The organism is Streptomyces sp. NRRL WC-3618, assembly GCF_001280005.1.
GTDB lineage: Bacteria > Actinomycetota > Actinomycetes > Streptomycetales > Streptomycetaceae > Streptomyces.
This window is the reverse complement of the sequence record NZ_LGDW01000103.1, coordinates 1-11359: the sequence shown is the minus strand read 5'-3', so window position 1 is coordinate 11359 and position 11359 is coordinate 1. Positions and strand designations below refer to the sequence as shown.

12 protein-coding genes and 1 pseudogene are annotated in these 11359 nt (G+C 68.9%); 6 read left to right on the top strand and 7 right to left on the bottom strand.

The annotated features are described in order from the left end of the window. Positions 1–258 precede the first annotated feature (258 nt). Positions 259–1788, bottom strand: coding sequence for an FAD-dependent oxidoreductase (locus tag ADL01_RS12865; RefSeq protein WP_053742090.1), 1530 nt, complete (start codon positions 1786–1788; stop codon positions 259–261). A gap of 401 nt (positions 1789–2189) precedes the next feature. On the opposite strand from ADL01_RS12865, the gene pstS reads away from it, so the two are divergent. From pstS to pstB, 4 genes are all read left to right on the top strand, one after another. Further along, the gene (gene pstS, locus ADL01_RS12860; protein WP_053742089.1) at positions 2190–3314 is read left to right on the top strand and encodes a phosphate ABC transporter substrate-binding protein PstS; all 1125 of its coding nucleotides are present in this window, start codon (positions 2190–2192) and stop codon (positions 3312–3314) included. Between the two features lie 110 nt (positions 3315–3424). Continuing rightward, a complete protein-coding gene (pstC, locus tag ADL01_RS12855; protein WP_053742092.1) occupies positions 3425–4432 on the top strand; it encodes a phosphate ABC transporter permease subunit PstC in 1008 nt (335 codons plus the stop codon). Beyond that, on the top strand, positions 4429–5481 hold the full coding sequence (gene pstA / locus ADL01_RS12850; protein WP_053742088.1) for a phosphate ABC transporter permease PstA: 1053 nt from the start codon (positions 4429–4431) through the stop codon (positions 5479–5481). Before pstC ends, pstA begins: the two co-directional genes overlap by 4 nt. 70 nt (positions 5482–5551) lie before the next feature. Next, positions 5552–6328: a phosphate ABC transporter ATP-binding protein PstB gene (gene pstB, locus ADL01_RS12845; RefSeq protein ID WP_053742087.1), complete on the top strand. Its 777-nt coding sequence runs from the start codon at positions 5552–5554 to the stop codon at positions 6326–6328. Between the two features lie 218 nt (positions 6329–6546). Here the strand turns inward: pstB and ADL01_RS12840 are convergent, their stop codons facing one another. Together ADL01_RS12840 and ADL01_RS12835 are read right to left on the bottom strand one after the other, a co-directional pair. Further along, on the bottom strand, positions 6547–7545 hold the full coding sequence (locus tag ADL01_RS12840) for an inorganic phosphate transporter (protein WP_053742086.1): 999 nt from the start codon (positions 7543–7545) through the stop codon (positions 6547–6549). A 7-nt stretch (positions 7546–7552) separates the two neighbouring features. Next, entirely contained in the window at positions 7553–8173 is a 621-nt protein-coding gene (locus tag ADL01_RS12835) for a DUF47 domain-containing protein (RefSeq protein ID WP_053742085.1), read from the bottom strand. A gap of 215 nt (positions 8174–8388) precedes the next feature. On the opposite strand from ADL01_RS12835, the gene ADL01_RS12830 reads away from it, so the two are divergent. Next, positions 8389–8742: a metal-sensitive transcriptional regulator gene (locus tag ADL01_RS12830; RefSeq protein WP_053742084.1), complete on the top strand. Its 354-nt coding sequence runs from the start codon at positions 8389–8391 to the stop codon at positions 8740–8742. Positions 8743–8776: 34 nt separating this feature from the next. On the opposite strand, the gene ADL01_RS12825 is transcribed toward ADL01_RS12830, so the two are convergent. Beyond that, complete coding sequence (locus ADL01_RS12825; RefSeq protein ID WP_053742083.1) at positions 8777–8965, bottom strand: hypothetical protein; 189 nt, start codon at positions 8963–8965, stop codon at positions 8777–8779. Between the two features lie 195 nt (positions 8966–9160). Beyond that, on the bottom strand, positions 9161–10006 hold the full coding sequence (locus tag ADL01_RS12820) for a hypothetical protein (protein ID WP_053742082.1): 846 nt from the start codon (positions 10004–10006) through the stop codon (positions 9161–9163). Between the two features lie 120 nt (positions 10007–10126). On the opposite strand from ADL01_RS12820, the gene ADL01_RS44660 reads away from it, so the two are divergent. Further along, positions 10127–10306: a hypothetical protein gene (locus tag ADL01_RS44660; RefSeq protein WP_159049515.1), complete on the top strand. Its 180-nt coding sequence runs from the start codon at positions 10127–10129 to the stop codon at positions 10304–10306. Here ADL01_RS44660 and ADL01_RS12810 read toward each other — a convergent pair. Together ADL01_RS12810 and ADL01_RS12805 are read right to left on the bottom strand one after the other, a co-directional pair. Beyond that, the gene (locus tag ADL01_RS12810) at positions 10303–10716 is read right to left on the bottom strand and encodes an NUDIX hydrolase (protein WP_053742091.1); all 414 of its coding nucleotides are present in this window, start codon (positions 10714–10716) and stop codon (positions 10303–10305) included. The two genes, ADL01_RS44660 and ADL01_RS12810, sit on opposite strands and share 4 nt — an antisense overlap. Positions 10717–10799: 83 nt before the next feature. Beyond that, positions 10800–11359: pseudogene (locus tag ADL01_RS12805) on the bottom strand (hypothetical protein); the annotation flags it as partial.

Below are 11359 nucleotides of genomic sequence, written 5' to 3'. Positions count from 1 at the left end.
GGGTTGAGGGGGGTGCGGAGGAACGGGATCTGGCGGCTTAGGTGGTGGTTGGGTTGTTTCGCCCCCGCCGCCCTTACCCGTCCCATCTCCGGGGGCTGCGCCCCCAGACCCCCCTTCGCGCTGAACGCGATCGTCCTCGAACGCCGGACGGGCTGAGATGGCTGGGCCCGCGCTGAACAGATACGGCAAACGGGAGGGTGGGTGCGAAACACGGCCTGGGCTGGATAAGCCTCGTCCTCAAGCGCCGGGTGGGGTGGGTTACAGGGCCTGGGGGTATGTGAACAGGCGGGTTGGGTCGTATTGGTGCTTCAGGGTTGTGAGGCGGGGGGCCGCTTCTCCGTAGTACGCCTTGCGCCAGTTGGTCAGGGTGGGGTCTGTGTAGTTTTGGTAGGCGGCGCCCGAGGCGTAGGGGGCCATGGCGTTGTGGGTTGATGTCAGCCAGGACTGGGCCGCGCTGCCCGTCGTACCGGGGCGCCAGGCGGCGATGTACTGGGCCAGCATCCTGGAGCGCCGGTGCACGAATGCCGTCGCCGTCGGGGAGACCCGGTTCACCGCGCCGCCGAGTGCCGTGAACGCGATGCTGCCCGAGCCTCCGTGGACCGAGGTGATCCGGGAGAGGAGCGTTTGGATCCCGGAGGGCGACAGGGAGCGGTCGAAGAAGTCCGAGCGGGCCGCGTATGTTTCCCTGCCGAGGGCACCTTGGGGGGAGCGGCCCGGGGTTCGGCCCGGGAGGTGGCATTGCGCGTCCGTCGCGAAGGACGAGCAGCCCGCGTACACCTCCATCGCCTCCTTGTACGAGCGGCGCTTCAGGGAGACGCTCGACGCCGGGGAACCTATTTTGTCCGCCAGGCGGTCCACCGCGTTCTGCAGTTCGGTGTAGGTGCCCAGGGAGAACGCCGAGATGGAGATGGTCGGGGTGCCGCCGGACACGTTCGCCACGTGCAGGGCCGACCAGATCTCGTCCGGCTGGCTCGGGCCCCACTCCTGCCATGCCCTCATCACCGCCGCCGCCTTCCGCCACGGCCAGGACAGGTACGCGGCCACCGCCTGCGGTGCCGGGTGCGTGCGGAAGTGCAGTTCCGTGACGACGCCGAAGTTGCCGTTGCCCGCGCCTCGCAGGGCCCAGAACAGGTCCTTGTTCGTGGTGGCGTTCGCCGTCAGTTCACGGCCGTCCGCTGTGATCAGGGTGGCCTGGGTGAGGCTGTCGCAGGTCAGGCCGTACGCCCGGGACACCACTCCGTGGCCGCCGCCCAGGGTCAGGCCCGAGACGCCCACCGTCGGGCACGAGCCCGCCGGGATCGTGACGCCCTTCGCGGTCAGGGCGCGGTAGACGTCGATCAGTTTCGATCCCGCGCCGACCACCGCCGTACCGCCGCTCGCCCGGACGCGGTTCAGTTTCGACACGTCGACGATCAGCCGGCCGTTGCCCGAGGACCAGCCCGCGTACGAGTGGCCGCCGTTGCGGATCGCGACGGGTACGGAGTGGGCGCGGGCGTACGACAGGACCGTACGGATGTCGTCCGCGTGGGCCACGTACGCCACCGCGGCCGGCTTGAGTCCGTCGAAGCGGGTGTTGTAGAGCTGGCGGGCCGCCGCCCAGGAGGCGTCCCCGGGGCGGATGAGCGGGCCGTCGAGGTCGCGGCCGAGGGCCGTCCAGTTCGCGGCGGCGGAGACGCTCGTCGCGGTGAGGGCGCTCGTCGCGCTGTCCCGCTTCGCGCCCGTGCACGCCGATGTCGTCATCGCGGTCAGGGCGGCCGCCCCGGCTCCCATGAACGTACGCCGATGCATGGTGCTCCCCGATCCTCGGTTTCCCCCGTTTGAGCCAGCGTTGACTCCCGTCGGACGAGACGAGTTTCACGCATCGTGGGTTCCCCTCGGCGGTCCCGTTTGCGAGAGAAAGAGGAACGAGATATTCCGGGGTTGTGCAGCGCAAATGTGTGGCCGGGGTTGTTCCGCGGGTCGGGACCCATATGTGTTCTCCCCGTGAGCATTCCGTGACCTCACCGCACCGACCGCAGGGGTTCACCCTCCGTTCACTCGCGCCCGTCAGTGGCTTCACCTGTTCTGCCTACTTTCGGGACTACCGGTGCTGCGTGTGCCCTCGGGGGTGCCACCGCACCACGCATACTTCGCGACCTCGCACGCCGCCGGATTTCAGGACGGCGGCTCCTGGAAGGAAACACCAGACAGTGAAGCTTCAGCGCATGAACCGGCGGGCCCTCACCCTCGGTGCTCTCGCCGTCTCCGGCGCCCTGGCCCTCACGGCGTGCGGCTCGGACGACACCGGCACCAAGGCCGATGGCGGGGCCTCCAAGCCGGCCAGCAACAGCTCCATCAAGTGTGACGACGCCAAGGGCCAGCTCCTGGCCGACGGCTCCTCCGCGCAGAAGAACGCGATCGACGCCTGGGTCAAGAACTTCACGGCCGCCTGCAACGGCGTGCAGATCAACTACAAGGGCAGCGGCTCGGGCGCGGGCGTCACCGCGTTCACGCAGGGCACGGTCGCCTTCGCCGGCTCCGACTCGGCGCTCAAGCCCGACGCGGTCGCCGAGTCCAAGAAGATCTGCACCGGCGGCCAGGCCATCGACCTCCCGGCGGTCGGCGGAGCCATCGCGCTCGCCTACAACCTCCCGGGTGTCGACGACCTCGTCCTCGACGCTCCCACCCTCGCGAAGATCTTCGACAGCAAGATCAGCAAGTGGGACGACCCGGCGATCAAGGCGCTGAACCCGAAGGCGAAGCTGCCCAGCACCAAGATCCAGGCCTTCCACCGCTCCGAGGAGTCCGGCACCACGGACAACCTCACCAAGTACTTCATCGCCGCCAGCCCGGAGAACTGGAAGTACGAGGGCGGCAAGGCCTGGCAGGCGAAGGGCGGCCAGGGCGCCTCCGGTTCCAGCGGCATCGCGGCGCAGGTCAAGCAGACCCAGGGCGCGATCGGCTACATGGAGCTGTCGTACGCCAAGGACCTGTCCACGGTGTCCGTCGCGACCGGTGCCGCCGCTCCGGTCAAGCCGTCCTCCGACTCCGCGACCAAGGCCATCGCGGCCGCCACGGTCGTCGGCACCGGCAGCGACCTGTCGCTGAAGCTGGACTACAAGACCAAGGCCGACGGCGCGTACCCGATCACCCTGGTCACGTACGAGATCGCCTGCGACAAGGGCAACAAGGCGGCCACCCTGCCCGCCACGAAGGCCTTCCTCCGCTACATCACCAGCGAAGAGGGCCAGGGAATCCTGAGCGGGATCGACTACGCGCCGATCCCCGCCGAGATCATCGCCAAGGTTCGTACCACCGTCGAGAGCCTGGCCTGATCTGAGTGTGCGGCCGGGTCCCGCCTTCCGACGGGACCCGGCCGCACCGTCCGGTGCATCGCCGCCAGGAGCCGCATCCACGGGTGTGGCCCCGCAGACCGGAGAACCTGATGGACACAACCACCAAAAACACTGACAAGACGCCACCCGCCGCCTCCCAGCCCACGGCCGAGGAGAAGCGCGCCGTCCGTGGCGCCACCCGCCCCGGTGACCGGGTCTTCCTCGGTCTGTCCCGTGGCTCGGGCATCCTGCTGCTGGCCGTCATGGCCGCGATCGCGATCTTCCTCACCTATCGCTCGATCCTCGCCATCAGCAAGGACGAGGGCAACTTCCTCACCACCTTCGAGTGGAACACCAACACCAGTCCGCCGGTGTTCGGCGTCGCGGTCCTGGCCTTCGGCACGGTGGTCTCCTCGATCATCGCCATGGTCATCGCGGTCCCGGTCGCCGTCGCGATCGCGCTGTTCCTCACGCACTACGCCCCGCGCAAGCTGAGCGGTCCCATCGCGTACGTGATCGACCTGCTCGCCGCCGTACCGTCCATCGTGTACGGCCTGTGGGGCGCCCTGATCCTCGTACCGCACATGAACGGCCTCTTCGGCTGGCTCAACGACTACCTCGGCTGGACCGGCATCTTCTCCTGGGAAGAGGGCGCGCCCCGCTCGATGCTGACCGTGGGCGTCCTGCTCGCGATCATGATCCTCCCCGTCATCACCAACGTCAGCCGTGAGGTGTTCCGGCAGACCCCGCGGATGAACGAGGAGGCCGCGCTGGCCCTCGGTGCCACCCGCTGGGAGGTCATCCGGATGGCGGTGCTGCCCTTCGGCCGCTCCGGTGTGATCTCCGCGTCGATGCTCGGTCTCGGCCGCGCGCTGGGCGAGACGATGGCCGTCGCCACCGTCCTGTCCCCGAGCTTCCTCATCCAGACCAGCCTGCTCGACCCGGGCGGCGGCACCTTCGCGCAGAACATCGCCGCCAAGTTCGGCGAGGCGTCGGAGTACGGCCGTGACGCGCTCATCGCCTCCGGTCTGGTCCTGTTCGTCATCACTCTGGTCGTCAACGGTGCGGCCCGCGCGATCATCGCCCGCCGCGCCGAGTACTCGGGGGCCAACGCATGAGCACCGTCGTAGCCGACAAGCGCCCCAACTCCATGCAGGGCGCCTCGCTCCCCAAGTGGTTCTCCTGGGCCCTCGGCGCCGCGTCCATCGCGCTCGGCATCGGGATCAGCTTCGCCGCCGGCCTGGACAGCAACATCCAGTGGGGCCTGATCGCCGCGATCCTCTTCGTCCTCGGTACGTACGTCATCGCCACGATGGTCGAGGGCAAGCGTCAGGCCAAGGACCGCATCGCGACCTCGCTGGTCTGGGTCGCCTTCCTGCTCGCCGTCGTACCGCTGGTCTCCCTGGTGTGGACGACCGTCGTACGCGGTGTGAAGGTCCTCGACCTCTACTTCCTCAGCCACTCGATGGGCGTCGTCGCCGACAACGAGCCGGGCGGTGGCATCTACCACGCCATCATCGGCAGCCTGGAGCAGGTCGGTCTGGCCACCGTGATAGGTGCCCCGATCGGCATCCTCACCGCCGTCTACCTGGTGGAGTACGGGCGCGGCAAGCTGGCCAAGGCCGTCACGTTCTTCGTGGACGTCATGACGGGCATCCCGTCGATCGTCGCGGGCCTCTTCATCCTCAGCATCATGCTGCAGTTCGAGATGCAGCCGTTCGGCTTCGCCGGTTCGCTGGCCCTGGCCATCCTGATGATGCCGGTGGTCGTCCGTTCGACGGAGGAGATGCTGAAGCTCGTACCGAACGAGCTGCGTGAGGCGTCTCTCGCGCTCGGCATCCCGAAGTGGCGCACCATCCTGAAGGTGGTCCTGCCGACCGCCATCGGCGGTATCACCACCGGCGTCATGCTGGCGATCGCCCGTATCGCGGGGGAGACGGCGCCGGTGCTGCTGCTGGTGTTCGGCAACCCGTTCATCAACAACAATCCCTTCGAGGGTGCGCAGGCCTCGCTTCCGCTGTACATCTACCAGCAGTACGGCGGTGGCACGGACGCGTCGTACGACCGTGCCTGGGCGGCGGCGCTGACGCTGATCGCCTTCGTGATGATCCTCAACCTCGGAGCTCGCGGCATCGCCCGCTGGAAGGCTCCGAAGACAGGTCGCTGACGCGGCCGTACGACAGCGACCTGTGGTCGGCCAGGTGGCCGCCCGACCCTCGAAAGAAGCAGTGATACCCATGTCGAAGCGAATCGACGTAAGCGGCCTCAGCGCCTACTACGGCTCCTTCCGCGCGATCGAGGACATCTCGATGACGGTCGAGCCGCGCACGGTGACGGCCTTCATCGGCCCCTCCGGCTGCGGCAAGTCCACCTTCCTGCGCACCCTGAACCGCATGCACGAGGTCACGCCCGGCGGGCGCGTCGACGGCAAGGTCATGCTCGACGACGAGAACCTGTACGGCGCCGGGGTCGACCCGGTGGCGGTACGGCGTGAGGTCGGCATGGTCTTCCAGCGGCCGAACCCCTTCCCGACGATGTCGGTCTACGACAACGTGGCGGCGGGGCTGCGGCTGAACGGCTCGTACAAGAAGTCCGAGCTGAGCGACATCGTGGAGAAGTCGCTGAAGGGCGCGAACCTCTGGAACGAGGTCAAGGACCGGCTGAACAAGCCCGGTTCGGGGCTGTCGGGTGGTCAGCAGCAGCGGCTGTGCATCGCGCGGGCGATCGCGGTCGAGCCCAAGGTGCTGCTGATGGACGAGCCGTGCTCGGCCCTCGACCCGATCTCGACGCTCGCGATCGAGGACCTGATCGGTGAGCTGAAGGAACGATTCACGATCGTCATCGTGACGCACAACATGCAGCAGGCGGCGCGTGTTTCGGACAAGACGGCGTTCTTCAACCTCGCGGCGGTCGGGCAGCCCGGCAAGCTGATCGAGATCGACGACACGGAGCGGATCTTCTCCAACCCGTCGGTGCAGGCGACGGAGGACTACATCTCCGGGCGCTTCGGCTGAGCCGACTTCTCCGGTCTGCTTTCAGGCCCCTCGCGGTGCTGCATGGCGGTGCCACCGCGAGGTCGAATAGGGCCCGCTCCTGGATACGCTCCGGGGGCGGGCCCGTTTCCGTCCCTGGGGGCTGCGCCCCCAGACCCCGCTCCGGCCCTGAACGGGCCTTGTCCTCAAACTCCCCCAGAGGGGGACCCCCAGACGGGCTGAGATGGCTGGCCGGAGTTCTAGAGGAACACCAAGTACACAGCCCCGTAGCCGGCGGCAGCCACCAGTGCTGCTGCCGGCATCGTGATGAACCAGCCAAGGACGATGTTCTTGGCGACCCCCCACCGCACCGCCTTCACCCTCTTCGTCGCGCCCACGCCCATGATCGCGGAGGTGATGACGTGGGTCGTGGAGACCGGGACCTTGAAGATATACGCCGTGGCGAACATGATCGACGCGCCCGTGGTCTCCGCCGCGAAGCCCTGGGGTGGGTCGAGTTCGATGATTTTGCGGCCCAGGGTGCGCATGATGCGCCAGCCGCCCGCGTACGTGCCCAGGGACAGCATCACCGCGCAGGCGAGCTTGACCCAGACCGGGATCGGGTCGCCGTAACTCTGGTCGCCCGCGATGACCAGGGCCATCACCACGATGCCCATCGTCTTCTGGGCGTCCTGGAGGCCGTGGCCCAGGGCCATGCCCGCCGCCGACACCGTCTGGGCTATCCGGAAACCGCGCTTCGCCTTGTGCGGGTTGGCGCGCCGGAAGATCCACAGGATCGCCGTCATCACCAGGTAGCCGGCCAGGAGGCCCACCACCGGGGAGGCGAACATCGGGACGACGACCTTCTCCAGTACGCCGTCCCAGTAGACCTTCGTGCCGCCCGCCAGCGCCGCCCCCACCATGCCGCCGAACAGCGCGTGCGAGGAGGACGAGGGCAGGCCGAAGTACCAGGTGATCAGGTTCCAGGTGATCGCGCCGACCAGCGCGGCGAACAGGATCGCCATGCCCGAGGAACCCTTGGGCGTCTCGATCAGCCCCTCGCTGACCGTCTTCGCGACGCCGCTGCCCAAAAACGCGCCGAGCAGGTTCATCACCGCGGCCATCGCCAGCGCCGCGCGGGGCGTCAGCGCGCGCGTGGACACGGACGTCGCGATGGCGTTCGCGGAGTCGTGGAAGCCGTTCGTGTACGTGAATCCGAGCGCGACGCCAATGGTCACGATCAGTGCGAAGGTGTCCATGAAGAGCTCAGGACTCCTTGACGGCGATGGTCTCCACCGTGTTCGCCACGTGCTCGAAGGCGTCGGCCGCCTCCTCCAGCACGTCCACGATCTGCTTGAGCTTCAGCACCTCGATCGCGTCGTACTTGCCGTTGAACAGGTGGGCCAGGAGCTTCCGGTGGATCTGGTCCGCCTGGTTCTCCAGCCGGTTCACCTCGATCCAGTACTCCGTGAGGTTCTCCATCGTGCGGAGGTTCGGCATCGCCTCCGCCGTCAGCTCCGCCGCCCGCGCCAGGACCTCGATCTGCTGGTCGACGCCCTTGGGCAGCTCCTCCACGTTGTAGAGGACCACCAGGTCGACGGCCTCCTCCATGAAGTCCATGATGTCGTCGAGCAGGGAGGCGAGGTTGTAGATGTCCTCGCGGTCGAACGGCGTGATGAACGAGGAGTTCAGCTGGTGGAAGATCGCGTGTGTGGCGTCGTCACCCGCGTGTTCCGCGGCCCGCATACGCTCGGCGATCTCGGCCCGGCCGGAGGCGTCCGCCCCGAGCAGTTCCATGAGGAGTCGCGAGCCCGTGACGATGTTGTCCGCAGACGCGGCGAACATGTCGTAGAAGCTCGTCTCCCTGGGGGTCAGACGAAATCGCACGTGAGGTCCTCGGAGTCCTTCTGATTCGGTCAGGCTGATGCTAGGCGCAACATCCGGCCACGGGAAACGGGTCGGTCCCCAGTGTCGCCCATCGGACAGAGTGGACTGCACGGTGGTCTATACCCGGCCCTATACCCAGGAAAGTTGGTTACCATATACCCGGCAGGGGTATAAGGGTGCTTTTGGTTCGATGTATGTCCCAACGGGAGGACGCGATGACGACCACCGAGGCCGGCGCGGAGACGCCCGACGTGATCACGGACGTGGTGACCGACCACGACCGGGGTGTGCACGGGTACCACAAGCAGAAGGACGAGCACCTGAAGCGGCTGCGCCGGATCGAGGGGCAGATCCGCGGCCTCCAGCGGATGGTCGACGAGGACGTCTACTGCATCGACATACTCACGCAGGTCTCCGCCTCCACCAAGGCCCTCCAGTCCTTCGCGCTCCAGCTCCTGGAGGAGCACCTGCGGCACTGCGTCGCGGACGCGGCCCTCAAGGGCGGTACCGAGATCGACGCGAAGGTGGAGGAGGCGACCAAGGCGATCGGTCGTCTGCTGCGCACCTGAGCCCCCCGGCCGACCCCGTCACGAACGTCGGTTTTCAGCCAACCGACGGGACCTTGCGTCCCTCGCGTTCCTCCGCCACCCGCAGCACCGCGTCGATGCTCTCCAGGCTGAGCCGCTCCTCGCCGGCCGCCGAGGCCGCGATGATCAGGTCTCCGCACAGTTCGATCTCGGCGAGGGCCACGTGGTCCTGAACTGCCGTACCGCCGACCTGAGCCACGTGCATCACCTCTTCTCTGCCGTAACCGCTTCCTAGAGTAGGTAGCGGTCTCCGCGCCGCGCATGGCACGGACGGGCTAGTCCTCGCGCTGTGGCGGACGCAGCCGACGCGCCCCGGGTTGCCCGTGCGGCTCACCTTCCCCGTTTTCCGTACGTCAGTCCCCTGTTGCCCGGGACGGGCGATTCGACCGGCCTTCACTCTTCACTGTTCGGAGATCCGGCCCGCGTAGATGTCCGCCGGGCGCGGCAGCCGTACGCGCACGGGGGCCCCGAAGTCGAACAGCAGCGTCGTCGAAGCGACCGCGACCGTGTCCTTCTGCTGTCCGTTGACGAAGCTGAACCGGTGCAGGAGCTTGCGGATACGGCCCTGGTCGTCGAGGTAGGCGTCGAAGGGCACCCTGGTCGTGGCGAACCCTTTCGCCGCCGCTCCCAGCGGACCCCTGTTGCCCGGCGACGCGCTCTTCGCGGCCTCGGCGAGGTCGGCGATGCCCCGGTAGTGCCGTACGTCCGTGCCGGCGACCCGGGTCCGGCCCACGTATGTCGCCTCGCGCGCCCCGCGCAGCACCTCGGCTGCGGCGAACGGGTCCGTGGCGCCGCCCGTCACCAGGTTGCCGTCGGACAGGGTCGCCGTGTCCACCCGTACCCACTTGTCGGCGGGGACGCCCGCACCCCGGTTCTTCATGAACAGGGCGCCCGGGGCGAGGAGTTCGGTGATCGGGCGGTGCGGGCTGACGCCCGCCGGGTCCTGGGGGAGCAGTACCCGTAGGCGGCCGAGCTGCTTCGTGTAGTCGTACACGCCCTCGCCCCGGATGGTGACCCGGGTGCCGCCGGCGGCCATCTCCATGGAGGTGGTGGCCTTGGAGGTGCCCGCCTCGACCAGGGCCGCGGCGGCGCGGTGCAGGACGCGGACCGCGTCGCCCGCCGGGCGCGCGTCCTCGGTGGTGGCTTCGCCGCCGGCCGTGCAGCCGGTGGCGCAGATCAGGAAACCCGTCGTCGCGGCGGCCATGCCGACCGCCCCACCCGCTCGCCAGTGTCGCCGCAGGTCCATCGCCGCCCACCCCCAAGCCGGGCCGTCGGTCCACGGCCGTCGTCGTTCCGCTTAACGAGGGTTGGGGGAGGTTGTCACGCGGATACGGGTGCTTTACCCGGCGGTGGGTACCGTGTGGGTGTGGCAGCGCAGGACCGTAACGAGCATGTGCCGTTTCCCGACGAGCACTCGATATTCATGGTGGAGCACGGGCCGTTCTGCTTCGCCAGATGCGACTGCGGGTGGCGCGGGCCGGCCCGCCGGGCCCGCAGTCTGGCCCGGACGGACGGCAAGGGCCACCAGAGCGGGGCCACGGCTTAGCCGCGTCCGGCCTGTCCCTGCCCCTGCCGCAGGGCCAGTAGTTCGTCGATGAGGTCCTTGTCGCGGGGCTGGGTCAGGCGGTCGCGGGCCGTTTCCGGGGGCAGCCACAGGATGCGGTCGACCTCGTCGTTCGGGGCGAAGGCGCCGGACGTGGCCTGTGCCTCCCAGTAACTCACCTGTTTGGGGCGGCCGTTGGCCTCGTAGTGGGATGTCGTGAGGGGAGCGCCGGGGGCGGCCTCGTAGCCCGTCTCCTCCTCGACCTCGCGCAGCGCCGCGGCGAGTGTCTCCTCGTCGCGCTTCAGGCGGCCCTTCGGGTGGGACCAGTCGTCGTACTTCGGCCGGTGGACGAGGCAGATCTCCAGGCCGCCGTCCACGGGTGAGCGGCGCCACAGGACGCAGCCCGCGGCCAGTACGGGGCGTTCGTCGGGGCGTTCATCGGGGCGTTCGTCGGGTCGGACGTCGGGTCGGGTCTCGGGATGTTCCTCGGGGGAGTTCACCTCGTACTCATCGCCTTCTTCTCCCAGGACTGCTGGAACGCGAACCGGGCCGCCTCGACCTCGTGGCGCTGGTCGGCGTGGAGTACGCCGAGTGCGTACGCCGTCGCCGGGGCGATCCGGGGGGTGCGGGCCGCCGCTGCCGCCGCCGCGGCGGCCTCGGACGCGTCCCGGTGCCGGTTGAGTGCCGTACCGGCCGTCAGCATCTGTACGTCGACCCGGGCTTCGTCGCCCTCCAGGACCTCGTGGGCGTAGCGGCGCAGGCGCAGCAGGAGGCGTACGTGGTGCCAGGGGGCGTCCTGGGGGTGGGGGGCCGCGTCGAGGGAGAGGCCGTGGACGAGGGCCTCGGCGTTGTAGGGGTGGCCCGCGGTGAGGAGGGGGAGGGCGGCCACGGCGTCGCGGAGGCGGTCGTGGGCCGCGGTGGCGAGGGGGCGCAGGTCGGTGGGGGTGGTGGTGGCGGTGGGGGGGGCCCCGGCGGAGCCGGTGCCGGGCTCGGACCAGGAGCGCAGTCCGCAGGCGGTCAGGGTCTGACCGGTCGGCGAGACGGCGCGTCCCACGA